The organism is Enterococcus sp. GPZ-007, from assembly GCF_059374735.1.
Map to the genome: position 1 here is coordinate 1 of NZ_JCAFYN010000020.1, position 25,828 is coordinate 25,828.

The window sequence follows — 25,828 nt, forward strand, 5'->3', positions numbered from 1 at the left end:
ATTCTCAAAGGTGTTAAGTAAAGTGTAGAACTTAAAAATGCTTCCTCGGAAAAATTGATTTAGGAGAGTTCAGCTGGTCAGACAGTAGTATAAGTCTGACCGGCTGTTTTATGAAGCGTTATTCTGCTATAGTAAAAGAAAAACAAAGAGGCAAATTATGGAAATCAGACTTTTACGTTATTTCTGGGCGGTCGCGCAAGAGGGAAATATCTCGCGAGCGGCTCGGATTTTGAATATTACCCAGCCAACATTGAGTCGCCAAATCAAAGAGCTGGAGGAGAGCATCGGCGCACCGCTATTTCATCGGGAAAAAAATCGCTTGAGCTTAACCAAGGATGGCTGTTTTTTGAAAGAGCGGGCGGAAGAAATCTTGGCTTTGGATGAGAAGCTGGAACAGGCTTTTTCGACAAAGCGTAACGAACAGTTAAGCGGTACGATCTCAATTGGCTGTGTAGAGGCAGATAATTCGGATACGGTGGCGATGCTGCTGGAGGAATTAATCAGTGATTATCCCCAGATTCGCTTTAATTTGGTGACTGGAACGAGCGATGATATCTCAGATCGTTTGGAAAAGGGTATTTTGGATCTTGCTGTATTGATTGAGCCAGTAACACTAAACGAAGTAGAGACACTGACTTTACCTAGAGAGGAAAAATGGGGTTTTCTTGTTTCGAAGGAACTATTTATTGCCAATAAGAAATCTATTCAACCTGAAGATATTAAAGGGCTGCCAATATTGTGTTCAAGCCGCTCAGAAGTTCAAAGACTGTTAGCTGAATGGTCAGGGCTGGCATTTAATCAGTTGAATATTGTTGGAAACTACAATCTGATCTTTAATATTCTGCCACTGGTAGATCACAAGGTTGGGGCAGCTTTTGCGATTGAAGGAGCGATTTCTGATCGAAAGCTGGAAAATAGTATTTTTATTCCGTTGCAGCCAACAGTAAAAACAAATTGCGTCTTAGTTTGGAAAAAACGCGTTCAAACACCAGCAGTACAAGAGTTAATCAATCGATTTAACCATGCTTTTAAGCTATAGTACTATGATGATATAGGCATTAGACATACCTTTCAATGAGTCGTATTCTGAAGATGTTCAGAGTATGACTCATTTTTTTGAAGGAGGGAGTTTATGTCAGCAGTAATTATCTATTTCTCTAGAGCCGGAGAAAACTATATTAATGGAAGAAAACAGATGATTCCAGTTGGAAATACAGCAATTTTAGCAGAAAAAATCAGCAGTCAATTAGCTATTTCCGCGTATCAATTATCACCGAGGATTCCTTATTCAGATAACTATGACGAAGCCGTTCAAGCAGCCGAAAAGGAGAAAGATGCAGCAGCGCGAGTTGATTATGAAGAGTTGCCCGTTGATTTATCACAAGTAGACACAATTTTTCTCGGTTTTCCTAATTGGTGGGGAACATATCCAAGAGTAGTCGCAACTTTTTTAGCCGATCATAATTGGGAGAATAAAACGATCTATCCTTTTTGTACTCATGAAGGCAGTGCATTTGGCTCAAGCATCCAAGACTTGCAGGAAGAATGTGTTGGCGCTGAAATCAAAACGGGTCTAGCGGTGCGCGGATCAAAAGCAGCGCAGTCGGATACTGCGATTAAAAATTGGCTGCTTTCTTATTCAAAATAATCAAATAATGGAGGAATATAAAATGGTAAAACATAAAGAAGTGAAAAATGGCGTGATTTTTCCGATTGGTGAAAAGAACGAAGCCTACGCCCAATATTTTATCGGACAAAGCTATCTGCAAGGATTGGTTTCTGATCCTGAGATTAGCGTTGGCGTTGCGAATGTTACCTTCGAACCTGGCTGTCGCAATAACTGGCATATCCATCGCGATGGTTTCCAATTATTACTTGTAACAGGCGGCGAAGGATGGTACCAAGAAGAAGGCAAAACGGCTCAATTTTTAAAAGCTGGCGATGTCATTGTCACACATGACGGCGTGAAGCATTGGCATGGTGCCGCGAAGGATAGCTGGTTTGAACACATCGCCATTACTGCTGGAACACCAGAATGGCTGGAGCCAGTGTCCGACGAGTGGTATGACAAATTAGCAAAATAGGAGGAATTTACAATGAAAAAACAAACAGCAGGCAGAGAGCAATTAGGCGAATTCGCGCCACAATTTGCGGCGTTAAACGATGATGTATTATTTGGTGAAGTTTGGGCAAAATAGGATGAACTCTCCGCTCACGATCGCAGCATGATCACATGTTCAGCACTATTAGCAATGGGTGCGCCACAACTTGAAGCTCACTTAAAAATTGCCAAAGAAAATGGTGTAACAAAAGAAGAAATCAGCGCTTTGATTACCCATTTGGCATTTTATGCTGGCTGGCCCAAGGCATGGAGTGCTTTTGCTATGGCGAAGGAAATATTTGATTGATAAAGGTTCAGCAATCGGAAGGAGAAATAAACATGATCTTGCAGGATAACTATGATTTAAATAACGGAGTAAAAATTCCAAAAGTCGGTTTTGGTACATGGATGATTGAGGATGAAGTAGTAGGGCAGGCTGTCAAGGATGCTTTGGAGATTGGCTATCGTCATATTGACACGGCTCAAGCTTATGGGAATGAACGAGGGGTTGGTGAAGCGATCCGCACATCAGGCATCGCTCGGTCAGAAATCTTTTTAACTAGTAAAGTCGCAGCCGAACACAAAACCTATGAATCAGCTGCTCGTTCTATTGATGAGTCTTTAGAGAAATTAGACTTAGATATGATCGACTTGATGATCATCCATGCGCCTCAACCTTGGAGCGAGTTCAGAGAAGCCAATTATGATCAGGGAAATTTGGAAGCTTGGCGCGCACTTGAGGATGCCTATCAGGCTGGAAAAGTCAGAGCCATCGGTGTCTCAAATTTTGAGCAACACGATTTAGAGAATATTTTGAAAAATGCCAAGATAAAACCAATGGTTAATCAAATCCTAACGCATATTGCGAATACACCAGTTGAGTTGATTGATTATTGTAAGCAAAATGATATTTTAGTAGAAGCCTATTCACCAGTCGGACACGGTGAATTGCTGAAGAATGAAGAACTTAAAACAATGTCGGAGAAGTACCAAGTAAGTGTTCCACAGCTTGCGATTCGCTATTGCTTGGAGTTGGGTTTACTACCATTGCCCAAATCAGCAACGAAAGCTCATATTAAAAATAACGCAGAATTAGATTTCCAGATTTCTAAAAATGATTTGGAGCTGCTAAAAAATATCCAGCAAATCGAAAACTATGGAGACTCAAGTCATTTTCCAGTTTATAACAAGAGGTAAAAAAAATTAGATCGTCCACAGTATTTGATTACTGTAAAGGAAAAGACTCCTCATAGAAATCTTTACGATTAGAAAGAAAAAAGCAGAAAAACTTTACGAAATGAAAGTTTTTCTGCTTTTTTATTAATGACTGTAAGCAATTTAATTTAAGTGAATTATCAACTGATTTTCACTTTTTACGAAATTGTTGGATCAGAAAGACAAAAATAAAGAAAAAGAGTGCTTCCCAAAGAGTTGTCGTCCAACTGTATCTCGGACTAATGCCGAAAAATAGATTTCCAATGTTCGAGATGACCAAGTAAACCAACGTTACTAGAAATGAATTGAATAATCTTCTTACCATAAAAAACACCCTCCGTTCATACTTAAAAGTATAAAGGAGGATGTTCGGCGCGTCCAATATAGACTAAAAATTACTTTTGTTTTCTTTTTCTTGTAGCAAATGCTCCCGAAGCACCAAGGGCGACTCCAAGCGCGAGGCCTAATGCCAGATTGTCAAACAACATCCCAAAGATCAATCCCAATGCCAAGCCTACTCCTAATGAAGCACCATCTTCTTTTTCCATTTTATCAACCTCATTTTCTATTTTCCCTTGCTTTAATTGTAAAGGATTGCACTGAAAAATGATAGAAGATTTGCCAGATCAAGTTCCTCATCTAGCGGATAAATCTTATCATTTGTTCCACTTCCTTTAGGTTATAATAATTGAACAGACTTACAAATAACCGTTCGAAAGCTTCCACTTTTTGTGGGAGTTTTTTCTTTATTTCTAAAAGTTTAAATAATCATCTTTTATCAATGCAGTGTTCTTTTTTGCCGATAGAAAAAAGGGAGAAGCACTAAAGAATGAATCATTTAAAAATGGCAGAAAATTTTCTGTAAGTCAGTATAAAATAACGGGGATAACGCAATATTAGTATAAAGAAAAATTAGGCACATTTAGGTTGCGCTTACATTTTTGCCAAAAAAGATTGCAAGAATCTCTACTTATCAAGCAAAACATAGGGTTATATACTCACCTTAGACGAGAGGAAGATACACATGAAGGACCGAACAATAAAAATATTACGGATTTTTATAACCTCTGATTATCCGGTAACACTCGCAAAACTGGAGGAAGAATTTCATACCAGTGCACGAACGATTCGAAATGAGCTTAGGGAGATCAATCAATTTTTAACTACTAAAAAAATTCCTGAGATAAAAAATCTTAGGAAACGAGGGTACCAATTAGCATTAGATACGGAAGAAAAATCTTCCTTGCTAAAGCAAATTGATTTAACCGAAAGTGAACGCTATTTAGATCGTGAAAGTCGGATTTTTGATTTGATTCTTTCCTTTTCATTAGGAAGGAAGGCAACGTTTCTCTATCAAAAGGAAGAGGAATATCAGATTTCGAAGAGCTCACTAGATGAAGATATGCGGCGAGTTCGAAATACCTTAGCCGACTATGGTATTGAAGTACTAAGTGTGCCCAAACAAGGAATTGTTTTACAAGGAGCGGAACGATCGATTCGGACGATGATCTATGACATCATTAACAGCTCGGTGGGAGTGATTTCTCCTCATGGTGAACAGGAGCCGTCAATCAATATGGAGCTGCTAAATCAGTACATTCCCCAGAAGCTGCTAAAAAAACTGGATCAACTCTATATCGAATCCGTTGCCACAATGGACGATGCGATTTATCGGGATCAGCTGTTAATGTTTACTGCTGTCTGGTTAAGTCGATATTTACGAGAAGACTTGATTGCCAGCTCAGCTTGGGAGGCAGCGGATACACCGCGAAGCGATATTCGCGATTTTGTCACCGCAATTTGTGAGGCATATAAAATTTCACCGCCAGAGGTAGAAATCAAGTATATCGTTTTTATGCTGAATACCTTCAATTCGAGAGATATGAACAGCTCCATCGAATGGGTTCAGGCGCAATTGCTATCGATTCAGCTGATGCAGTTTGTTGAAGCAAAAACGAAGATTCCTTTTTCTAGAAAAGAGGAGATGCTGCAGGAGGGGCTGTATAAGCATTTAGTTGGTTTGATAAATCGGGTAAAAAGCGACATTCAAATCGTCAATCCGTTAAAAGAAAATGTCAAAAAGAATTACGGCAATATTTATACAGCAATCCGCGAATTTACACCCTCGATCGAGCAGGTCACCGGAAAAACGTTAACGGAGGATGAAATTGCCTTTCTTACGATCCATTTTTCAACCTCGGTCAGTGCAATCAACCAAGACCTACACTACATTTATAAAGCGGTCGTTATATGTAATCACGGTGTCGCGACTGGAAAACTGTTGTCGGAAAATTTGAAAGAGCTCTTCAACATCGAGGTTCTCGCAGTATTAAGCTCCCGAGAATTAGACTTGATTGAAAAATTGGATGTCGATTTAGTTTTTAGCACGGTAGCGATTCAGTATTCGCAAAAACCGATGCTTGAGCTTGAGCCGATTATAAAGGAAGAGAGCAAGAAAAGAATTACAAGCTTTTTGAATGAAAATCAAAAGCTCAAACGTTTAGTCAGTAACCAAGATTCGACCCAATTATTTTCTGCCCTGATTGAGACTATTGAGAAAAGCGGCGGAGAAGTATCTGGAAGTATTTATAAAGAATTAGAAACGCTTTTTGATCAAAATCATTTAACGATAAACAAAAAGGAGATTCAGCCGATGCTAGAAGATGTGTTAAAGGATAGCAATATTTTATTGAATGAGCAGGTAAAAACATGGGAAGAATCGATCCGCAGGGTGTCCGAACCTCTGATAAAAGAAAAAGTGATCGAGCCTAGTTATGTGACGGCCATGATCGACTCGGTAAAAGAATATGGTCCCTATATCGTGATCGGCAAGTACATCGCCTTGGCGCATGCGCGACCAGAAGACGGGGTCAATCAATTAGGAATAAGTGTCGCGACACTTAAACAGCCTATCGAGTTTGGCAATGAAGAAAACGACCCAGTGAAAATCATTTTTTGTCTGGCAGCGGTCGATTCCTACTCACATTTGAACATCATGAAGAGTTTGATTGAATTGATCAACGATGAAGAGAAGGTGAATCGCCTAAGCCACGAGACAGAAATAGAACAGTTCAAGGAAATTTTATTTAGTTAAGGAATTATGCATAGTTCGATATAAAACAGAATGGAGAGAAAGAAAAATGGGAAAACAAGTATCAATTTTATTCGTATGCGGAGCAGGTCTAGGAAGCAGCTTTGCGGCTCAAATGGCAGCAGAGGATGTACTAAATGCGCACGGTGTTGACGCAAAACTGGATCATGTGGACATTTCAACCGCGGCTTCATCACGGTCAGACATTATTATTACCGCTCAAAACTTCAGATCACAGTTCGAAAAATTTTCGATCGATGAAGAGAATACCGCCATCGTCTATCTAAAAAATATTGTGTCAAAACCAGAAATTGAAGAAAAACTGTTACCAATCTTGGAATCAAAAGGTGCGTTATAAAACTTAAATTCAATAATATGAATAAGGATGCCAGTTCCACTTTTCACAGTGAACGAAGCGGAACACAGAAAAAGCCGCCATAGATAGCTAAAGTAAATAGTGCTAGTGGAATGGTATAGGGCATGAAGATCAAACTCATTTTTCGTTTTTTGAAAAATGAATCCATTAATATGAATAAGGAGCGAAACAAATGGGAGTAGTTAATTTTATCATCGAGAACATCTTAACACAGGCATCTATCACGATTGCATTGATCGCGATGCTAGGGCTTTGTCTGCAAAAGAAATCAGCTGGACAAGTGATTTCAGGAACCTTGAAAACGTTGCTTGGTTTCCAAGTATTGAGTGCCGGCTCCAGTATCATCGTCGGCAGCTTGACATACTTTGGTGAGATTTTTACCGCAGGCTTTGACATGCAAGGAATCATTCCTTCAATTGAGGCGATCAATGGGCAAGCGATGAATGAGTTGGGCTTAGGTCGCGACATTGCATTGACGTTTTTAGGTATCTTTATTGTTAATATTCTGATCGCTCGTTTTACAAAATGGAAATACATTTTCTTAACGGGTCAGGCAATTCTATGGATGGCGACCATGACCACAGTCTTTGGATATTTTGCCGGACTTAGAGGGCTTGTGCTAATCGTTGTAGGAAGTATCGTTGGAGCGATTTTTGCGGTAGCGATGCCCGCGATTGCACAACCAATTATTCGCAAAATCACTGGGTCAAACGATATTGCATTGGGACATTTTTGTACGATTGGCTACATGTTTGAGGCTGGAGTCGCTTATATTTTCGGTGAACGAGGCGAGAACAAAAAATCAATCGAGGATATCAATCTGCCGAAATCCTTTGAGTTTTTACAAGACACATACTTGTCAGTGATGGTCGTGATGGTTCCGCTATATATCATCACTGCTGCCTTTGCTGGTTCAGGTGTTGGCGACCACGGCGGACAACACTATTTGATGTTTGCTTTCCTACAAGCGATTCAATTTGTAGTTGGTGTTTATGTGCTGCTTTCAGGTGTTCGTTTACTGTTGGGTGAAATCGTGCCAGCCTTCCGCGGAATCGCGATGAAATTAGTGCCAAATGCAATTCCTGCATTGGACTGTCCAGTCTTCTTCCCTTATTCACCGAATGCCGTGATTTTAGGGTTTATTACAACAACGATCGGGACGATCATCGCGATGTTCGTACTGCCGACATTTGGTTTGGCGATGATTTTACCAGGGATGTTGACGAACTTCTTCGCTGGAGGTACGGCTGGTATTTTCGGGAATGCCGCTGGCGGACGACGCGGAGCAATTATCGGGGGGATCGCCCATGGATTCTTCATTACCTTGCTGCCAGCACTTTTAGTAACGATCTTTAATCAAATGGGCTTTGTCAATGCGACCGCCACTGATGTGGATACTGTTGCAGCGGCGTTACTTTATGCATGGATTCTTAGTCCGATCTTAAAAATGTTCTAATTAAGGAGGTTTCAAAATGTTTGGTTTTTTAAAGAAAAAGAACAAACCGGAAAAAACAGAAGAAAAAGTTGAACTCTCCATGGAAGAAAAGGAGCGTTTAACTAATGAAAATCATAAACTGATGACTGCAATCCAAGAAATAGAACGAACAGATCCTATTGAGGAAAAAGAGCTAGCTAGTTTGTACGAAAAGCTGGGCCTAAACTACGCTCAATTGGAGCAAATCGACGCTGCTATTGAAAGTTTAGAAAAAAGTTTAGGCTACAAGCTTTCAATTGGAGATGGTTATAAAAAATTAATGAGCCTTTATAATGCGAAACGGGCAGAGTCCGCAAGAAATGGCGACGATGCTGGTATCGATAAATATATGGGGAAAATGGATGACATGCGTCAAATCGCAAAAAAGGTCACAATTAGCGGTTAACTAAAAGAAAAGAAGGTAGTCGAAAAATGTATAAGACATTAAAAGAAGTCACGCAGATTGCAGAAGATTTGAATATGACGATTGGAGCGTTCAACACCCATAATTTAGAAATGCTGCCGGAAATGATTCGCGCAGCAAAGGAAATGGGTTCGCCAATCATTATCCAAACGAGTATTGATACAGCAAAATATATTGGCTATGAAGTGATGGTAGCCGTGGTGAAGGAAATCGCAAACGCTGAGATGGTGGATGTCGCTCTGCATTTGGACCATGCTAGAGATTTCAATGAAATTAAAGCCGCAATCGACGCTGGTTATTCAAGTGTGATGTATGATGGTTCGCACTTGCCATTCAAGGAAAATATTGCGAAAACCAAGGCTGTTGTCGAATATGCTCACGCGAAAGGCGTTTCTGTTGAAGGGGAGCTGGGAACAATCGGCGGAACAGAAGAAGGAATCTCTGTGGCTGAGAACGATAAAGTCTACACAAAACCGGCGGATGCCGTAGAATTCGTCAAACAAACGGATATTGACGCATTGGCGATCGCGATCGGTACGAATCATGGACAATTCAAATCCAAAACAGAGGTTAATATTCCACTATTAAAGGAAATCCATGCAGTCGTTGATATTCCTTTGGTTATTCATGGCGGTACGGGTGTCAAAGAAGAGGATTATCCAGAGCTAATTAATAACGGCATTCGAAAATTTAATGTAGGGACAGAATTATTAGTTAATTGGACAAAAGTCGCAAAGGAATCCTTTGGCGAAACTGAGGTAAACAAATCACTTCGTCACAATGTCATTCCAGCCAATCAAGCAGTCAAAGAAATCGTTAAACATAAAATTGGGTTATTCATGAACGTTGACAGCCCCTTGGCGATGCAAAAGTAAGATGAAAAAGTATTTGATTTTGATCGCAGGCAGTCCCGCGACTGGAAAATCGTATTTAATCAATGAAATGCGGCGTGTTCTAGGTGATTTTTTTCTGATCACGCCGGATGAAGGCAAGGAAATGTTGGCTGACCAGATTGGCTTTGATAGTCTAGCTGAAAAGAAAGAGCTGGAAAAAAAGGTTTGGACGTTTTATTACAATGCTTTGGACCTCTACATGGAGGCTGGAAAAAGGATCGTTGTTTCAGAATATCCCTTCAGTAATAAACAAAAAGAGAAACTAGGGGACCTAGCAGATCAATATGGTTATGAACCGATCACGATTCGATTAGTAGCAGATTTCGAGACGCTTTGGGAACGTAGAAAGCTTCGCGATATCGAGCCAGATCGTCATCTAAGCCATATTATGACTCATTATCATTTTGGGGATGAATTGCTTGATCGAAGAAATGCAGACGACCTGATTACTAAAGAAGCATTCCGCGAAATTATTAGGACGCGAGAGTATAATCACTTCAAACTGGGCTACTTAGTAGAATTTGATGTAACTGATTTTACAAAAGTTGATTATGAGCCTTTTTTAAACGATTTAGCTGAAAGAATTGCTGAGAACCGTTGAAGACTTCAACGGTTCTTTCTGATGTGAGTAAAGTGAAGGGCACTTTTTTGATAATTTCTGTTGACAAAGCAAAAGAACCATCGTATGATGTATATGAAATCGATACCACAAGGCGGTGAAACATTGGCAACCATTAAAGACGTAGCGAAAAAGGCAGGGTTATCTGTCTCAACAGTATCACGCTACCTGAATCATCATCCATATATTTCTGAAGACAAACGTAAACGGATTCAAGCGGCGATGGCGGAGCTGGACTATACACCTAGTTCAGTAGCGACTCAGCTGCGATCGAAAAAGGGGACAATGATCGGTATCTTAGTATCACGGATCGCCAATCCATTCTTTTCCCACTTGGTTGATTCGATCGAAAAAAGTGCGCGATCACATGGCTACAATGTCTTGGTGATGCAGACCTATGACGACAAAAAAGCCGAAGTGAATATGCTCGAGATGCTGAAGCAGCAGGTAATTGCTGGTTTGATTATGTGCTCGATCGAAGGAGATCCGAAGATCATCGAAGCCTATCGCGAATACGGTCCAATCGTTTTATGTAATGAACAAATTCCCGGCTCGGATATTCCGCAGGTCTTCACGAATCAAGAAGCGGCAAGTTTTCATGCAACAGAGTATTTGATTAATAAAGGCTACAAAAAAATCGCCTATTGCACGGGTGGGACATTAACTCGCGGCGGACATGGGAATTCTCGTACTGAAGGCTTTGAACGAGCGTTGAATGAGCATCAGCTGCCGATGAAAATTGACTGGATATTTAAGCAAGTGCACACGATCGAAGATGGCAAAGAGGTGGCGGATAAATTATTATCACTACCGGAGGAAAATCGACCTGACGCCGTATTTACCAGCAGTGATGAAGTGGCTAGCGGGATTTTGGAAAAGTATTTAGAGCAGGGGAAACGGGTACCAGAGGATTTGGCGATTATGGGATTTGATAATCAGCCGTTTACCGGTATGTTGGCAGTTCCATTGACAACGATCGCACAGCCAGTCGAAGCGTTGGGACGAGAATCCACGAATTGGCTGATTGCCCGTCTGGAAGAAAAAGATTATCAACTGGATGTATCTGAATTAGTACTAGACTTGATTATACGAAAATCTGCCTAAGCAGATTTTTCTTTAAAGAAATGTGGTATCGATACCACAAAAGGAGCGGAATTCAATGGAAATGATTTTAAAAGAAAAGCAGTTAAAAAAGGAAGAACAGTATTTTTGGAAGGAAGAAGTCGTTTATCAGATTTATCCGAAAAGTTTTTATGACAGTGACGGCGATGGCATCGGTGATATTAAAGGGATCACGGAAAAGCTGAACTATCTTCAAGAGCTTGGTGTGACGATGCTGTGGATTTGTCCAATTTTTACCTCACCAATGGTTGATAATGGCTACGATATAGCTGATTATAAGGGTATACAAAAAGAATTTGGCACGATGGAGGATTTAACTGAACTGATCGAAGCTGCTAAAGCAAGAGGGATAAAATTAATTCTTGATTTAGTGGTAAATCATTCCTCTGATGGACATGCATGGTTTCAAGCCGCTCTCGCTGACTCAGAAAGTCCTTATCGTGATTATTATATTTTCAAATCTGGTGAAGCTGGCAATCCGCCGAATAACTGGCGTTCGATTTTTGGCGGCAGTGTCTGGGAGCCTGTTAAAAATGAAGACAATATGTATTATTTCCATACCTTTGATAAAAAGCAGCCTGATTTAAACTGGGAAAATCCGGCTCTTAGACAAGAAATCTATGAAATGATCAACTGGTGGCTTGAAAAGGGAATCGCTGGTTTCCGAATTGATTCCATCACTTTTATTAAGAAGGATCAGGACTATGGTGATGTGCCTGTCGATGGCAGTGATGGCTTAGGCAGTGTAAAAAACAAGACTCGAAATCGTCCAGGTATCGAAGAATTTTTAGCAGAACTAAATCGTGAAACCTTCCAAAAGTACGAATGTGTCAGTGTCGGCGAAGCTCCGGGTGTTCCTTATGAGCAGTACGATCAATACATCGGTGAAGATGGCTATTTCAATATGATTTTTGACTTTCATTATGCGGATATCGATGTTGAAAATGGTAGTGAATGGTTCCGCCGGACAAACTGGAAGCCGCAGGATTTAAAAGAGCTGCTATTTAAAAGTCAAGCAGCCATACAAGCGAACGGTTGGGGCGCGAACTTTTTAGAGAATCATGACCAGCCCCGTTCCTTATCAAAATACATTACCGATGAGAATTATCAAAATGAGATCGGCGCAAAAGCTTTGGGAACTTTGTTCTTCTTTTTAAGAGGCACACCATTTATCTACCAAGGACAAGAGATCGGAATGAAGAATTTTCAACGAACAACGATTGAAGACTTCAACGATGTTTCCAGTATCGATAATTACCATCGTTCACTATTGGAAGGCTATTCCGAAGAAGAAGCGATGAAATTTGTCAATCAACGTTCAAGAGACAATACACGGACGCCATTTCAGTGGGAAGCTTCAGACAATGCTGGCTTCAATCACTCAGGTAAAGCTTGGTTAAAATTGGCAGGCGATCAAGCAGAAGTGAATGCGGCGGATCAAGTTCAGCGCGAAGATTCAGTCTTTTCTCACTACAAGCAAATGATCCAATTGCGAAACCATTCGGCTTATCGCGAAACATTGATCTATGGCGAGTTTCTTCCATTAAATACAACTGGCGCTGTGATTGCTTATGAACGATCAGGAAAAGAAACGATCCAAGTTTTCGTGAATCTGAGCAATCAACCACAAAAAATTGAAGCCGCTGGCAAAGTACTATTGAACAATTATCTTGAGTTAATGGAACAAGACGGAGCACAGATTTTACAGCCGTATCAAGCGGTTGTAATCAGAAAGGGTGGCAATCATGACTAAAACAAACTACCAAGAAATCGCTAAAAAACTAGTCGCAGTCGTAGGAGAAGACAATATCGTCTCTGCTACGCACTGCGCGACTCGCTTGCGCCTGCAAGTAAAAGATCGGAAAGCCATCGATGACAGTCAAGTGGAACAGGTGGAAGAAGTCAAAGGCGTCTTCTACAATGCCGGTCAGTATCAAATCATTTTAGGCACAGGGATCGTCAATAAAGTCTATGATGCCCTGCAAAAGACCTATTCATTTAGCGAAGTCTCAAAAGATCAGATGGCGAAAGACGATGCGTCACCATTACAACGCGCAGTCAGAAATATTGCGGATATATTTGTTCCAATCATCCCGATTCTCGGTGCTACAGGTCTTTTCCTTGGATTAAAAGGGGTACTGTTCAATGAAACCGTTCTTAATGCAATGGGTTTAACACCTAATAGTATTCCAGAATGGCTGAGCGCGTCGGTGACAGTCTTGACCGATACAGCTTTCGGATTTTTAACCGCATTTATTTGCTGGTCTGCTTTTAAAAAAATGGGGGGATTACCCATCATTGGTTTCTTGATCGGCTTAATGTTAGTGTCTCCAGCTCTGCCAAATGCTTATGCAGTTGCCGGTGGAACGGCGGAACCAATTATGGCGTTTGGTATCATCCCGTTAGTTGGTTATCAAGGGTCGATTTTAACGGCGTTGATCACAGGGATGATCGGCGCGACACTAGAGAAAAAGCTGCGGAAAATCATGCCGAATGCAATGGATTTGATTTTCACACCATTTCTTGTGATCTTAGTTTCCGTATTTGTTGCCCTGTTCGTATTAGGACCAATCGTTCATGGCTTTGAAGGACAAGCAGTGAAGGTAATCGAAATGTTCCTGCATCTGCCATTAGGAATCGGCGGCTTGGTCATCGGCTTCTTGTATCCGATCGCTGTTATGACCGGGATGCATCACATGTTTATTATGATCGAAACTTCGCTAATCGCGACAACTGGCTTCAATCCACTGATCACAGTCTGTGCAATGTACGGCTTTGCCAATGCGGCGGTATGTTTGGCGATTGCGTTACGGACAAAAAATTCATCAGTGAAAACTGCCGGAATTTCCGCTACAGTCACTCAGATGTTGGGTGTCAGTGAACCTGCCTTGTTCGGGGTGGTTATGCGGACCGGAATGAAAGCGATCTTAGTGATGCTGGGCAGCTCAGCAGTCGGCGGTATGGTTCTTTCGTTATTAGGAATTCAAGCCAACAGCTATGGTCTAGCCGTTCTATTATCACCATTGATGTACATTTACGAGCCATATCAAGTAATCACATATGTACTAGTGGGAATCGCCACCTTTATTCTAGCCTTTATTTTAACGAATCTGTTTGTTATAAAAAAAGAAGGAAATGAAGTCGCTGCAAAGTCGACAGCAAAAAAGTCTAACGACAAAGTATATTCACCGATCGAAGGTGAGATCATCCCGATAACAGAAGTAAATGATCAAGTGTTTGCCAGCAAAATGATGGGTGAGGGCTTTGCGGTCTTGCCAAGCAAAGAAACAATCACAGCTCCAATTTCCGGTACAGTAAAAATGATCGCACCAACCAAGCACGCAATTGGCATTCAAGCAGATGATGGGATGGAGATTTTGTTACATTTAGGAATCGATACAGTTGAGCTGAATGGCGAGCCATTTGCGCTGAATATCCAAGAAGGTCAAACGATTCAACAGGGACAAAATATCGGAACCATTGATTTGAAAATGATTGAAGCAAATGGAAAAGATACAACAGTGATGGTAATCATCACTGATTCAAAGGAAACAATCGCAGGGCTGGAATACAATCAAGATTATGTGCAGCCAATCCTAGGATCATAGGTGAATGAGATGGAATGGACACAAGAAAATCGCTATCGACCGTATCATGAATGGACGAGTGACCATTTAGAGAATCTAAAAAGCAGCGTCAATACTTCAAATTGGCGACTGAACTATCATATTCAAGCGGAAACTGGATTGTTGAACGACCCTAATGGATTTAGTTATTTTAATGGAAGGTGGCATCTGTTTTATCAATCCTTTCCATTTGGTGCAGCCCATGGCTTGAAGTCTTGGCAGCATATGACCTCAAAGGATTTGATTCATTGGGAATCGGAAGGTTTAGCAATAGTACCAGATTCTGTATATGATTCTCATGGAGCATACTCCGGCAGTGCAATCTCAGTGGAGGAAAAACTATTTCTCGCGTACACTGGAAATGTCAGAGACGAAGCATGGGAGCGCCATACTTATCAATTGGGTGCTTGGATGAATGGACAAGGCGAAATCGAAAAAGTCGTTGAACCATTGATCCAACAGCCTCCGACGGGAATCAGCGCGCATTTCCGCGATCCGCAAATCATTCGCTATGAGGATGAATATCTGATGATCATCGGTGGTCAAACAGACAACGAAAAAGGCGAAGTGCTAGTTTTTACCAGTCAAGATTTAACCGATTGGCAGTACCAAGGACCGATGAAATTCGATGTAGATTTAGGCTTTATGGTGGAATGTCCTAATCTGCTCTTCATCGAAGATCAAACACTTTTGCTGCTTTGTCCGCAGGGGTTAGATAAAAATGAGTTGGAATATCAAAACGTTTATCCTAATACTTACATTTTAGCAGATCGTTATTTAAAAGAAGAAAGCAAACTAGAAAATCCTGCTTCACAGCAATTATTAGACGAAGGCTTTGACCTGTACGCGACCCAAGCATTCACGGCACCAGATGGACGATGCTTAAGTATCGGTTGGATCGGATTACCTGAAATGACCTATCCAACCTTTGATGAAGGGTGGGCACATTGTCTAAGTTTGGTCAAAGAACTAACGATCAAAGGCGGTAAGCTCTATCAATACCCGGTAGCCGAAACAAAACAATTGCGAAAAAACTGCGAGAAGCTTGAGCTGGACTCAGCAGAAAAGTTGGTTAAAGAAACCGAGAATTCCTATGAGCTGCAGCTTGAAATTCCGGCAAATAGTCAAGGAATGATTCACTTGTTCTCTGATAAAAACAACAAAAAAGCTCTTACTTTCATTTACGATACTGAAGAAGGGATAGTAAAGTTAGATCGCAGTAAAACGGATTATCCTTTAAATCCTGAATTTGGGGAGATTCGAGAGAGTGCGATCAAACAGAATCAACCATTAACATTGGCGATTTACGTTGACAGCTCTACCTGCGAGATTTTTATTAATGGCGGAGAAAAAGTGCTGACAGCGAATTATTATCCGGTGGAAAATCAGAAAAAACTAGTTTTAGAAGCTAATAATAAAATTCAAGCACTTTATTATGAACTGGAAAAATAAATCCAAAACACCCCTCAGAAAAGTCGGAATCCATCCGATATTTCTGGGGGGTTTTTGATATGCACTTTAACTCATCAAAGTTAGTGATTGTAGAATCATCAATGATACCTATATTCAAATTGTAAAGTAAAAAAAATTCGACTTCACTTTTGTAAAGTAACTCTCACAAAAGCTTTTAGGTTAGTTTTATTTTGTCATATTTTAGGTCATCAATATATGATCAAGAGCCATTCTTTTGAAGAATCTATTATATCATAGATGTGTATCAGAATTTTCCTAAAGTTAGGAAGGATTTTAGTGTATCGCGAATAAACGAATTATACTATATTAAAGGTACAAGATAGCGCTTACTTGTGAAGGTGATTAAGATGTTGACATCCAATGAACATTATTTATTAGAACAGCTTTTATTAAAGGAGGATTATCAAACATACGAAGAACTGGCTCAGTCTTTGAGACTATCTGTCCGGTCAATCAGAAATCTTTTGAAAAAACTGCACCCTTATTTTGAAAAAAATAATCTTGTACTGGATAAAAAATATGGCTTTGGTGTAAAACTGGTCTCTCAATTGTCGAATGAAAAGAGCCAAATCAAAAGTGTAGATACTTCCTTGACTTATCGACGAGAAGTGATGAAGTTAATTCTGCTATTCAATTTTCGAAAAAAGACCTCAATAAATAAGCTTAGTGAACTGCTCTTCTTATCTAAGAATGCGGTCATTTCTGATTTGAAATCGATTGAAAGGGAATTACAAGTATATAATCTGAAAATCAAAAAGGATTTCCAAGGGACCGAGGTAGTTGGTGAGAGAAAAAACATTAAAGTAGCGATCATTGATGCTGTCCATAAGTTTGGAACATCCATTATTTTTGATAATCGCAAACTACTATCCGATGATGAATATGTTGCCACATTAATCTTAGTAGAGGATTTTGAAGAGGAAATCAAGCTTTCGATAAATGAGTTAGAAGAGCAGTTCGACTATTCATTTAATTATGATTTTTTTAAAACACTCGTTATTCATGTCATGGTGGATATTTTGCTTTTTGGCGAAATGGGTTCAGCCCAAATAAGCAGAAACTTAAATGATATTGGATTGTATTTTCAAAGAAGTTTAGAACAGCGTTTGAATTTTCATTTTAATGATCATTACAATCCAGAACGTTTCTTCGAGTATTGTGATGCCTTTGAAGAGATGACTTTTGAGGAAACCGACTCACTAAAAAAAAATCCTGTTGCAGAGGAAATGTTAGCTGCTTATTGTCAAATTAGAAATGTATCTTTTTTGGAGGAGCATCAGTTGCTTCAAAAGATGACCAAACAAATTGAGCAATTAAACAAACGAGCGGAGTATCGAATCGGGATATTTCATCCTTTTTTGAACAATTTAATGAATGAGCATGGGACGGATTTTATTGCATTAAAATTGAGTACCTATGTCTTAAAGGATCAGCTTCCGAAAATTAGTGATGATGAGCTCTGCTTCTTTTTAATCGTTCTGGCGAATACTCAAATGTTTGATAAACGAGAATTAACCGTTTGTGTCCAAATGAATCAGAGTATTGAGAGCAAGCAATATGTAAAAAATAATTTGGAAAAGGAACTACCATTATCCAAAATCTCCATTTGTTCAAGCAAAAGAGCTAGCTCTGAAAAAGTTGCAGCCGATAAGCGAGTTGTTTTTATTCAAAATGAAGATTTATGTGTTCAAAAAGGCAAAATACTTTCGATGGATGTGCTGAATGCCAGCCATATAGCTGCCCTAAAACATGAATTGGGGACGATCAGAAGCCAAAAGCTTCTAGAAAGACTCAATAGATATTTCGAGAGAGAAAAAATTTTTCTTGATACTTTTACTAGCAAAAGAAAAGAAGAAACGATTCAACTTATTCGCGATTTCTTATTGCAAAAAAAATACGCAGAAGAGACGTTTATTGAGCGAGCATTAACTGAAGACAACGTGAATCTGATATTTTGGCGTTCAAAGAAAGCGGCATTGATTATTTGTTCTAGTGATTATCGTTCGAAGAATCGTTTGTTGCACTTTAAACTACCAGTCCAGGTCAAGTGGAGAGAGAATAATGAACTGAGCCGAGTCGACAAAATCTATGTGTTGATTACTGACAAGCCAAAGGTGCAAGATATGAATTTGGTTTTTAAAGAGATTCAATTTAATCGTTTATTAGATTAGTAAAAATATTTTGAGTAGCTAAGCCTGTTTTATGTGAAAAAGGAGGAAGAAAATGAATAAATTGGTGAACTTTGTCGATCAGAAGCTTTCGCCGCCATTGATTAAACTGGGGGAGAATCGCTATATGATCGCTATTAAAAATGGGATGATTTTGACGGTACCATTTACGATTATCGGGTCGATTTTTATGATCTTGGCGCAATTTCCTTCCGATAGTTACCAGAAATTTATTGAGCCATATAAAAATGTTTTAATGGTTCCGCCATCCGTAACCTTTAGCATCATTGGGTTGATTGCCGTCGTTGGGATTGGCTATAGTTTGGCGAAGGTTTACAAAATTGATACGGTTCGGAATGTACTGATGGCATTGTCGTGTTTTCTATTAGTGCAGACAACTATTGGTGAAGATGGAACCTACGCGTTAAATACAGCAAATTTTGGCACAATGGGCGTTTTCTCCGCCATCATTATTTCCTTCGTTGTCGTTGAGATCTACCGCTTTTGTATGAAAAAGAAGCTGACGATCAAGATGCCGGATAGCGTGCCACCAGCAATCGCAAAATCTTTTGAAATTTTACTGCCGCTATTGCTGTCATTGACACTATTTTGGGTCATTCGAATTTTACTTAATTTTGATATTAACCAAGCCTTAAACTCATTATTCAGTCCTTTAGTTGTGGGATTGAATACACTTCCTGGAATCATACTCTTCATGTTCTTGCGTTCAATGCTTTGGTGTGTAGGGATACATGGAGGGGCTGTTCTTTCAGTTGCGGATCCGATTTTCTTGACGATGCTGGGAGCAAATGCAGAGGCGTTCGCTGCTGGAGATCCATTGCCTTATGTTACAGCAGCTGGTTTTGTAAATTTCTTGTTCTTAGGTGGAGGCGGAGCAACCTTTATGCTGGTTGTCTTTATGATGTTTTCTAAGGATAAAGGGCTGCGAACGTTAGGCAGATTATCATTTCCGGCGAGTCTCTTTGAGATTAATGAACCGATTGTTTATGGGGCACCTGTCGTATTGAATCCGATATTGATGATTCCTTATACTTTATGCAATTTAATTTTGACACTTATTGCCTATTTGTTAATGAATTTTGATCTGATGAACCGACCAGTGGTATCTGTGCCGTGGACAACTCCGCCGATTTTAATGCAATATTTGACATCTGGTGGTGATTGGCGAGCAGCGGTTTATGGGGTAGGAGCCTTAGTTGTCAGTGGAATGATCTACTATCCATTCTTCAAGATGCTAGAGAAACAACGCTTGGAAATTGCAGAGATGGAAGAAGCGGCAACGTCAGCAAGCAATCAAAAAATTATTGAAGAAGGAACGACTTAAAATGATTACGGATAATCAAATGAATCACTTTATTGAGGAACAATTTACTTTGCTTCCTAAGCTGCTAGAATCAAAGATTGAACTTCCCACTGACTTAGTGATTAAGGGGGATTCCATGGTCTTTGTAGGCTCTGGGAGTTCGCTAAATGCGATAGCCATGGCTGAAGAATACCTGAATGATTTCACCGGCAAAGGGATTCTGACCTTCACTCCGTCAGCTTATTTAGAAAGAGTCGAGAAATTAGGAGAGCATATCTTAATTGCTGTTTCTCAAACAGGAAGTAGTATCGCGACCTTAGATTGTATTCGAAGAGCAAAATCAGCAAATCATTTCACAATATTTATCAGTGCAGTAGAGAACGATTATAAGAGAAATTTAGCAGATATCTTTATTGATCTTTGCTGTCCTGACGAATTGATTGGTCCTAAGACAATTGGCTATTCAGCTACTTTTTTACGATTGATTCAACTAGGGCTGGTCATTGGAACGCATCTAGGAAAAATAGATAAGAAAAAAGAAGATCAAGTTCTTGAACAGTTATCATCAGCGATCGGTAGTATGCCTCAAGTTAAAAAGAATACTGAGCAGTGGATGACGAAAAATTACCATTGGGCAGAGCTAGAATATGTGACCGTTACAGGTGAAGGTAGATTTAAACCATTGATTGATGAGGGAGCATTGAAATTACTGGAAACGCTGCGTGTTCCAGCGATGTCTTATGAGATAGGTGAGTTTACTCATGGTCCTCATCGATTGATTAAAGACAATAGTCATCACATATTTATTGGTACGGGCGAGTCTAGTGAGTTAACGACTAAGGTTACAAACTATACAAGATTTTTTACTGAAAATACACTGTATCTCTCATTAACTAATTCTGATATTGATTTGGTTTTGCAAGAAGAGACAATTGGAATTGAGCTTTTGCTAACACTCATATTTCAAGTATTAGCGAATGAATGGGCGTTGCAGACTGGCTTCAATCCAGATACTAAAGTCCATGAGAATTTTTTCAAATTTGTAGGAACGAAAGATTAGGAGTTGTAGAGAATGTCACTTAAAATTGCGATTATTGGAGCTGGAAGTGTTTATACACCGGAAATTATTGAAGGACTAGCCCAGAATAAAGAAAAATTACCAGTTACTGCGTTAACGCTGATGGATATTAATGAAGAACGATTGAAAATCATGTACGAATTTTTAAATCGTTACAAAGCTTATCATAATCTATCATTTGAAATTCGGCGAACCACCGATTTAGTAGAAGCAGTCAAAGGGCAGGATTTTGTTTTGACTCAGATACGAGTAGGTGGGAATCAAGCGCGAATCAATGATGAAAAAATCCCATTAAAATATGGTGTTATTGGACAAGAAACAACTGGACCTGGTGGCTACATGAAAGCATTAAGAACAATCCCTGCAATTTTGGAGATCGCCAAAGCAGTTGAAGAGCATAATCCGGATGCTTGGCTGATTAATTATGCCAATCCAACAGGAATTTTAGCCGAAGCAGTTAGAAATTATACCAAAACAAAATTTATTGCTCTATGTGCTGGAGGTATGCGACCAAGAACATGGGTAGATTGGGCATTAGGTGTGAATTATAAAGATGTTAAATATGATTTTGTTGGTCTGAATCACATGAATTTTGCCTATAATATCCGTGTGAATGGCAGAAAATTATCCAAAGAAGAATTTGACAAGGTTGCCGATATTCATGAAACAGTGGCCCCAGACCTGATCAAACGCATCGGAGCACTCCCAAGTCTTTACTGTCAGTACTATTTCCATAGGAATAAAAAACTTGAAGAATTAAAAAATGCTGAATTAACTCGTGGTGAAGTTGTCTTAGGTCTAGAAAAAGATATTTATGCTGCTTTAGAGAATCCAGACCAGCATGACAAGCCCGAGATCCTAAAGAATCGCGGAGGAGGAGGCTACAGTGAATTAGCTCTTGAAGCATTATCAGCCATATACAATGATGAGGATATGTGGGTCGTTGCAAATGTAAAAAATGAACGAGCAATCAACTTCTTGCCTTATGATGCCTCGGTTGAAACACCGTGTATGCTTAATAAAAATGGTATTACTCCATTAGTCCAAAACGATGTTCCAGAAGGGGTCTATGGTTTAGTTTCAGCTGTCAAAAACTATGAAAGTCTAGTGGTGAAAGCAGCAGTTGAGGGAGATTATGGAAAAGCCTTGCAGGCGATGGTTGCACATCCATTAGTTGGAGACTACGATATAGCTAAACCAATGTTAGATGAAATGTTGGTTGCGAATAAAGCATATGTTCATCCAGGGTTGCTTGAAGAATTAACAGAAAAGGTACGTTAAAGAGCAGACCATCTGTATTTGATTTAAAAGGCATTTCCCCAGTGATTACTCAAGTGAAAAGAAGGACAATAGTAACAAAACAGCAAGTAAAGAGGTCTCTTCACATGCTGTTTTGTTACTTATTTTATATTGTTTTTTTAGTTTGTGTTTATACTGTGGTATTTTTGGATTGATTCTCCATCGCCGCTTCATGCTGCTTGCTGAATTTTGCGATTTTACGGTCGATCTTGCTTAAGTAGGCTTGTGTTTGTTCTAATTGTTTTTCGACTTCTTTTTTATGTTCAGTAAAGAAGTCGAGCCGCTTTTCATAAGTCGGATCGCCATCCATTGACCATTCGACAAATTGTTTAATCTCACTTAGCTGCATGCCGGTATCCTTCAAACAGGTGATGATCGATAGAAATTCAAGGTCAGAATCTTTAAAATGGCGGCGACCATTTTCATCACGGGCAACAAAGGGAAGCAATCCTTTTTGATCGTAAAATCTTAATGTATAGGCACTGAGACCGGTCTTTTTTGAAATGTCACTGATTTTATAACCCATTATTATCCTCCTTGAAGGTCTTTTCCTTTTATTTTACCAGATGAACAGTTTGTTATCGCAAACATTTCAGAATAAGCAGACATTCAGGACCTCCCACTCTTTGCGATAGTTGTTCCAACTCATGATCTGTAGGGAAGATACCCAACTCTTCAAAATTTTTTGGTAATCGAAGGATCTGGAAAAATTTTTCCATCGCATGAATCCCCTTCAGTGCTGTTTCTTCCTCATTTTCACACGAGGCAACGTTCATGATGTTCTCGGCAAATAACACAAATCGTTCTAGCTGTTTGCGATAAATGAAACGGGCCCAATTTGGCCAAATAATACTCCATGCTGCTGCTTCAGAAAGATCAAAATAGCGAATGACTTCATGCGTGATTTTCTGAATGGGAAAATTCTTATCGAGGTTTAATACCTTACAAAGCTGTGGTGAAAAGCCGAGCGCTCTTATGGACGCGGTTGGTTTCACTTGCTCGTTTGGAACATAGTTTACTTTCAAAGTGATATGCATAAGATCTTGCAGCAGCACTTCCGTTAGTTTGTCCGTGACAGTGATATGCTCGGATTGTGCTAAGTAAGCTGTCGCAAGCTGTAGAATAAATGGAATATTTTGGTCAAGAAATTCTTCTGTTGTCCTATCAGCTTGGTTAATAAACTTCTGTTTTTCAAGTTGAGTTAAAGATGTTCGCATAATGTCCACTCCTTTTTTGTTTTTGATATATTAACCATAAATCTTCGAGTACACTCTAAGTCAACAGAAAAAATGCAGAAGCTTGTTCAACCTTGGCAGATCACGAAATGAAAAAGCGCTGTGAAGAGATTCAACAGAAAATTGCAGATAATTTGAAGATTTCGAATGTTTCAGAGGCGATTGAAGCGTATATGAAAGAAATAAATCCGATCAGTTAAGAAAAACTCTTAGCTGATCGGATTTATTTCTTTTTGTGAGTCATACCAGATGACCCTATTAATCGTAGTAAGTTCATTTGAAGGGTTGTAATAGCTATGTTTAGTGTCTGCTTTAAAACGGAGCCCTTCACCCGCTTTTGCGATTAATTTTCGATCAAGAAACTGTACTTCTAGTTCACCAGAAAAAACGGTGATGAATTCTTGGACTCCGTTGCCATGGGCCTCTGCCTGCGAAAAAGCACCGGGATCTAGCTCGATTCGATAGATTTCAAAACCGCGCTGATCATTGAAAGGGAAGATAGGATAATTGCGGTAATGACCCTCGTCTTCAGTCAAGAGTGTCAGTGTTTCTTCCTATTGTACTTTACATTGAATGTTGTTTTCTTCCAAGATTTCTTTGAAATAATCCAAGTCCTCCGTATGCAGCTGCGGAATGTCCTGCATTTGATAATCACGATCTAATGAGGAGTATTTTTTCTCACCGAACTGATGGAAGGGTAGGAGCTCAACTTCGGTGATGTTCATCTGGTTAAAGAGCTTGGCAAAAGCAGCTGCGTTTGCTGGTCCATCATTATAATTAGGAATTACCGGAATCCGCACGACAATATTTTGCTTTTGCTCGATCGCGATTGCTAGATTTTTCAAGATGGGTTTCAGCGAAACACCAGTGCCAGTTTTATGCTGCAGTTCATCGTGATGCTTTACATCGAAATAGAGCAGGTCGACCTGTTCGATAAACTTACTGAAGGCTTCGGCTTTTGCAAATCCGGTCGTTTCGCTGGAAGTATGGATACCTTTAACTTTTAGCTGACGTAAAAGTTCGGTCGCAAATTCTGCTTGATAGAGGACTTCACCGCCGGACAAGGTAACACCGCCATCGGATTCTTCATAGAAGGCTTCGTCCTTCATGACTTCCGTGATGATCTCATCCATTGATTTGTATTCGCCAACAGTGGTGGGGGCATTTTTCTGAGTGTCCCACATTTGCTCTGGCTTGCCATTTTGCGACTCGGGATTAGAACACCAATAGCAGCGCAACGGGCAGCCTTTGAAAAATACGACGGTGCGAATGCCGGGACCATCGTGGATACTAAATTTTTGAATATTGAAAATACACGCTTTATCATTCATCGGATTCCCTCCTTGATCTCACTCAGAGTTTAACATATATATTTGTTAACGTAAATATAAATGGTTACGTTCGTAATTAAAAATGCAAACAAAGTTGTTCGTATTGTTAAAATATGATAGTCTGATAGAAATGATAGAATATGGATGGAGAAGAGCCTATGTCTAGAGAAGAAGAGATTCTTGCGATTGTCAGCAAAAAGAAAAAAATCGAAGTTAACGAGCTTTCAGAATTGCTGAATGTTTCGAAAGTAACCATTCGCAAAGATTTGGATAAATTAGAAGCCCGCGGTCTATTGCATCGCCAGCACGGTTATGCCTTGTTGAACAATATGGATGACATCAATTACCGTCTAGCGCAAAATTATGATTTGAAACGTAAAATCGCTTTGGAAGCCAGCAAGATCGTCAATGATGGCGAAGTAATCATGATCGAGTCCGGCTCTACTTGCGCTTTGTTAGCCGAAGAATTAGCCTTCAATCGAAGTGACATCACGATCATTACAAATTCTTGTTTCATCGCTTCTTACGTTCGTAAGGCCGAATCGGTCAAAGTCATCTTAATCGGCGGCGAATACCAGAAGGAATCTCAGGTGAATGTCGGGCCATTAGTCAAACAGGTCATCAGTGAGTTTTACGTTGATAAATTATTTGTCGGGATCGACGGTTTTGATCAGCGTCGCGGCTTTACTGGTAGTGATATCACTCGCTGCGACACGACACGGATGCTGGCGACCGCTGCAGAGCAGACGATCGTTTTAACCGATTCCAGTAAGTTCTCACAAAACGGCGTGGTTTCCGAATTTGCTTTCAGTGAGATTAGTAAAGTATTTACCGATGGAATGATCAACAAAGAGGCGCTGGAATTTTTGCGAAAAGAAAAAATTGATGTTTTTACCGTATAAAGAAGAGGTGATCAGTCAGAAAATAGTCTGGCTGATTTTTTTGTAAACTCGGATGATATACTAGAAGAAAAGCTGAG

The 25,828-nt window shown here is 39.8% G+C and carries 24 protein-coding genes and 1 pseudogene; 20 read left to right on the forward strand and 5 right to left on the reverse strand.

Annotated features, from left to right (window positions below):
* Positions 1-157 precede the first annotated feature (157 nt).
* The 5 genes and pseudogenes from AC4J95_RS11490 (at position 158) to AC4J95_RS11510 (ending at position 3,298) form a co-directional block, all read left to right on the forward strand.
* Positions 158-1,039, forward strand: coding sequence for a LysR family transcriptional regulator (locus tag AC4J95_RS11490; protein ID WP_494549993.1), 882 nt, complete (start codon positions 158-160; stop codon positions 1,037-1,039).
* 93 nt (positions 1,040-1,132) lie between these two features.
* A complete protein-coding gene (locus AC4J95_RS11495) occupies positions 1,133-1,648 on the forward strand; it encodes a flavodoxin (RefSeq protein WP_494549994.1) in 516 nt (171 codons plus the stop codon).
* A gap of 22 nt (positions 1,649-1,670) precedes the next feature.
* A complete protein-coding gene (locus AC4J95_RS11500) occupies positions 1,671-2,084 on the forward strand; it encodes a cupin domain-containing protein (RefSeq protein WP_494549995.1) in 414 nt (137 codons plus the stop codon).
* 12 nt (positions 2,085-2,096) lie between these two features.
* A pseudogene (locus AC4J95_RS11505) lies at positions 2,097-2,408 on the forward strand (carboxymuconolactone decarboxylase family protein).
* Positions 2,409-2,440: 32 nt separating this feature from the next.
* The gene (locus AC4J95_RS11510; RefSeq protein ID WP_494549996.1) at positions 2,441-3,298 is read left to right on the forward strand and encodes an aldo/keto reductase; all 858 of its coding nucleotides are present in this window, start codon (positions 2,441-2,443) and stop codon (positions 3,296-3,298) included.
* Between the two features lie 413 nt (positions 3,299-3,711).
* On the opposite strand, the gene AC4J95_RS11515 is transcribed toward AC4J95_RS11510, so the two are convergent.
* Positions 3,712-3,864 carry a glycine zipper domain-containing protein gene (locus AC4J95_RS11515; RefSeq protein ID WP_494549997.1) on the reverse strand — a complete coding sequence of 51 codons (153 nt, stop codon included), beginning with the start codon at positions 3,862-3,864 and terminating at the stop codon, positions 3,712-3,714.
* 476 nt (positions 3,865-4,340) lie between these two features.
* Between AC4J95_RS11515 and AC4J95_RS11520 the strand changes: the two genes are divergently transcribed.
* The 14 genes from AC4J95_RS11520 (at position 4,341) to AC4J95_RS11585 (ending at position 22,265) form a co-directional block, all read left to right on the forward strand.
* Entirely contained in the window at positions 4,341-6,410 is a 2,070-nt protein-coding gene (locus AC4J95_RS11520; protein WP_494549998.1) for a BglG family transcription antiterminator, read from the forward strand.
* 46 nt (positions 6,411-6,456) lie between these two features.
* On the forward strand, positions 6,457-6,765 hold the full coding sequence (locus tag AC4J95_RS11525) for a PTS sugar transporter subunit IIB (protein WP_494549999.1): 309 nt from the start codon (positions 6,457-6,459) through the stop codon (positions 6,763-6,765).
* 190 nt (positions 6,766-6,955) lie between these two features.
* Positions 6,956-8,239, forward strand: a complete 1,284-nt coding sequence (locus AC4J95_RS11530; RefSeq protein WP_494550000.1) for a PTS sugar transporter subunit IIC — start codon at positions 6,956-6,958, stop codon at positions 8,237-8,239.
* A gap of 16 nt (positions 8,240-8,255) precedes the next feature.
* The gene (locus tag AC4J95_RS11535; RefSeq protein ID WP_494550001.1) at positions 8,256-8,663 is read left to right on the forward strand and encodes a tetratricopeptide repeat protein; all 408 of its coding nucleotides are present in this window, start codon (positions 8,256-8,258) and stop codon (positions 8,661-8,663) included.
* 26 nt (positions 8,664-8,689) lie between these two features.
* Positions 8,690-9,556 carry a class II fructose-bisphosphate aldolase gene (locus tag AC4J95_RS11540; RefSeq protein ID WP_494550002.1) on the forward strand — a complete coding sequence of 289 codons (867 nt, stop codon included), beginning with the start codon at positions 8,690-8,692 and terminating at the stop codon, positions 9,554-9,556.
* Position 9,557: 1 nt separating this feature from the next.
* Positions 9,558-10,175 (forward strand): AAA family ATPase, encoded by a 618-nt coding sequence (locus AC4J95_RS11545; RefSeq protein ID WP_494550003.1) that lies wholly within the window; start codon positions 9,558-9,560, stop codon positions 10,173-10,175.
* Positions 10,176-10,298: 123 nt separating this feature from the next.
* Entirely contained in the window at positions 10,299-11,297 is a 999-nt protein-coding gene (locus AC4J95_RS11550; protein WP_494550057.1) for a LacI family DNA-binding transcriptional regulator, read from the forward strand.
* Between the two features lie 55 nt (positions 11,298-11,352).
* A complete protein-coding gene (locus tag AC4J95_RS11555; RefSeq protein ID WP_494550004.1) occupies positions 11,353-13,068 on the forward strand; it encodes an alpha-glucosidase in 1,716 nt (571 codons plus the stop codon).
* Positions 13,061-14,923 (forward strand): PTS sucrose transporter subunit IIABC, encoded by a 1,863-nt coding sequence (locus tag AC4J95_RS11560; RefSeq protein WP_494550005.1) that lies wholly within the window; start codon positions 13,061-13,063, stop codon positions 14,921-14,923. Before AC4J95_RS11555 ends, AC4J95_RS11560 begins: the two co-directional genes overlap by 8 nt.
* A gap of 9 nt (positions 14,924-14,932) precedes the next feature.
* Positions 14,933-16,393, forward strand: a complete 1,461-nt coding sequence (locus tag AC4J95_RS11565; RefSeq protein ID WP_494550006.1) for a sucrose-6-phosphate hydrolase — start codon at positions 14,933-14,935, stop codon at positions 16,391-16,393.
* A gap of 368 nt (positions 16,394-16,761) precedes the next feature.
* On the forward strand, positions 16,762-18,585 hold the full coding sequence (locus tag AC4J95_RS11570; protein WP_494550007.1) for a helix-turn-helix domain-containing protein: 1,824 nt from the start codon (positions 16,762-16,764) through the stop codon (positions 18,583-18,585).
* 52 nt (positions 18,586-18,637) lie between these two features.
* Positions 18,638-19,927 (forward strand): PTS sugar transporter subunit IIC, encoded by a 1,290-nt coding sequence (locus AC4J95_RS11575; protein WP_494550008.1) that lies wholly within the window; start codon positions 18,638-18,640, stop codon positions 19,925-19,927.
* A gap of 1 nt (position 19,928) precedes the next feature.
* Complete coding sequence (locus AC4J95_RS11580; RefSeq protein ID WP_494550009.1) at positions 19,929-20,966, forward strand: SIS domain-containing protein; 1,038 nt, start codon at positions 19,929-19,931, stop codon at positions 20,964-20,966.
* Positions 20,967-20,978: 12 nt separating this feature from the next.
* On the forward strand, positions 20,979-22,265 hold the full coding sequence (locus AC4J95_RS11585) for a 6-phospho-beta-glucosidase (protein WP_494550010.1): 1,287 nt from the start codon (positions 20,979-20,981) through the stop codon (positions 22,263-22,265).
* Between the two features lie 148 nt (positions 22,266-22,413).
* Here AC4J95_RS11585 and AC4J95_RS11590 read toward each other — a convergent pair whose 3' ends face one another.
* The 4 genes from AC4J95_RS11590 to AC4J95_RS11605 all read right to left on the reverse strand — a co-directional run bounded on the left by AC4J95_RS11590 (position 22,414) and on the right by AC4J95_RS11605 (position 24,849).
* Positions 22,414-22,809, reverse strand: coding sequence for a MerR family transcriptional regulator (locus AC4J95_RS11590; RefSeq protein WP_494550011.1), 396 nt, complete (start codon positions 22,807-22,809; stop codon positions 22,414-22,416).
* A 52-nt stretch (positions 22,810-22,861) separates the two neighbouring features.
* Positions 22,862-23,500, reverse strand: coding sequence for a dehydroquinate synthase/iron-containing alcohol dehydrogenase family protein (locus AC4J95_RS11595; protein WP_494550012.1), 639 nt, complete (start codon positions 23,498-23,500; stop codon positions 22,862-22,864).
* 227 nt (positions 23,501-23,727) lie between these two features.
* Positions 23,728-24,054 (reverse strand): cupin domain-containing protein, encoded by a 327-nt coding sequence (locus AC4J95_RS11600; protein WP_494550013.1) that lies wholly within the window; start codon positions 24,052-24,054, stop codon positions 23,728-23,730.
* An 18-nt stretch (positions 24,055-24,072) separates the two neighbouring features.
* Complete coding sequence (locus AC4J95_RS11605; protein WP_494550014.1) at positions 24,073-24,849, reverse strand: glycyl-radical enzyme activating protein; 777 nt, start codon at positions 24,847-24,849, stop codon at positions 24,073-24,075.
* A gap of 158 nt (positions 24,850-25,007) precedes the next feature.
* Between AC4J95_RS11605 and AC4J95_RS11610 the strand changes: the two genes are divergently transcribed.
* Complete coding sequence (locus AC4J95_RS11610; RefSeq protein WP_494550015.1) at positions 25,008-25,751, forward strand: DeoR/GlpR family DNA-binding transcription regulator; 744 nt, start codon at positions 25,008-25,010, stop codon at positions 25,749-25,751.
* Positions 25,752-25,828 lie beyond the last annotated feature (77 nt).

What these genes read in the sequence shown, in the direction of transcription:
- AC4J95_RS11490 (WP_494549993.1), top strand. Translation starts at nt 158, where the DNA reads ATGGAAATCAGACTTTTACGTTATTTCTGGGCGGTCGCGCAAGAGGGA.
- AC4J95_RS11495 (WP_494549994.1), top strand. Translation starts at nt 1,133, where the DNA reads ATGTCAGCAGTAATTATCTATTTCTCTAGAGCCGGAGAAAACTATATT.
- AC4J95_RS11500 (WP_494549995.1), top strand. Translation starts at nt 1,671, where the DNA reads ATGGTAAAACATAAAGAAGTGAAAAATGGCGTGATTTTTCCGATTGGT.
- AC4J95_RS11510 (WP_494549996.1), top strand. Translation starts at nt 2,441, where the DNA reads ATGATCTTGCAGGATAACTATGATTTAAATAACGGAGTAAAAATTCCA.
- AC4J95_RS11515 (WP_494549997.1), bottom strand. Translation starts at nt 3,864, where the DNA reads ATGGAAAAAGAAGATGGTGCTTCATTAGGAGTAGGCTTGGCATTGGGA.
- AC4J95_RS11520 (WP_494549998.1), top strand. Translation starts at nt 4,341, where the DNA reads ATGAAGGACCGAACAATAAAAATATTACGGATTTTTATAACCTCTGAT.
- AC4J95_RS11525 (WP_494549999.1), top strand. Translation starts at nt 6,457, where the DNA reads ATGGGAAAACAAGTATCAATTTTATTCGTATGCGGAGCAGGTCTAGGA.
- AC4J95_RS11530 (WP_494550000.1), top strand. Translation starts at nt 6,956, where the DNA reads ATGGGAGTAGTTAATTTTATCATCGAGAACATCTTAACACAGGCATCT.
- AC4J95_RS11535 (WP_494550001.1), top strand. Translation starts at nt 8,256, where the DNA reads ATGTTTGGTTTTTTAAAGAAAAAGAACAAACCGGAAAAAACAGAAGAA.
- AC4J95_RS11540 (WP_494550002.1), top strand. Translation starts at nt 8,690, where the DNA reads ATGTATAAGACATTAAAAGAAGTCACGCAGATTGCAGAAGATTTGAAT.
- AC4J95_RS11545 (WP_494550003.1), top strand. Translation starts at nt 9,558, where the DNA reads ATGAAAAAGTATTTGATTTTGATCGCAGGCAGTCCCGCGACTGGAAAA.
- AC4J95_RS11555 (WP_494550004.1), top strand. Translation starts at nt 11,353, where the DNA reads ATGGAAATGATTTTAAAAGAAAAGCAGTTAAAAAAGGAAGAACAGTAT.
- AC4J95_RS11560 (WP_494550005.1), top strand. Translation starts at nt 13,061, where the DNA reads ATGACTAAAACAAACTACCAAGAAATCGCTAAAAAACTAGTCGCAGTC.
- AC4J95_RS11565 (WP_494550006.1), top strand. Translation starts at nt 14,933, where the DNA reads ATGGAATGGACACAAGAAAATCGCTATCGACCGTATCATGAATGGACG.
- AC4J95_RS11570 (WP_494550007.1), top strand. Translation starts at nt 16,762, where the DNA reads ATGTTGACATCCAATGAACATTATTTATTAGAACAGCTTTTATTAAAG.
- AC4J95_RS11575 (WP_494550008.1), top strand. Translation starts at nt 18,638, where the DNA reads ATGAATAAATTGGTGAACTTTGTCGATCAGAAGCTTTCGCCGCCATTG.
- AC4J95_RS11580 (WP_494550009.1), top strand. Translation starts at nt 19,929, where the DNA reads ATGATTACGGATAATCAAATGAATCACTTTATTGAGGAACAATTTACT.
- AC4J95_RS11585 (WP_494550010.1), top strand. Translation starts at nt 20,979, where the DNA reads ATGTCACTTAAAATTGCGATTATTGGAGCTGGAAGTGTTTATACACCG.
- AC4J95_RS11590 (WP_494550011.1), bottom strand. Translation starts at nt 22,809, where the DNA reads ATGGGTTATAAAATCAGTGACATTTCAAAAAAGACCGGTCTCAGTGCC.
- AC4J95_RS11595 (WP_494550012.1), bottom strand. Translation starts at nt 23,500, where the DNA reads ATGCGAACATCTTTAACTCAACTTGAAAAACAGAAGTTTATTAACCAA.
- AC4J95_RS11605 (WP_494550014.1), bottom strand. Translation starts at nt 24,849, where the DNA reads ATGAATGATAAAGCGTGTATTTTCAATATTCAAAAATTTAGTATCCAC.
- AC4J95_RS11610 (WP_494550015.1), top strand. Translation starts at nt 25,008, where the DNA reads ATGTCTAGAGAAGAAGAGATTCTTGCGATTGTCAGCAAAAAGAAAAAA.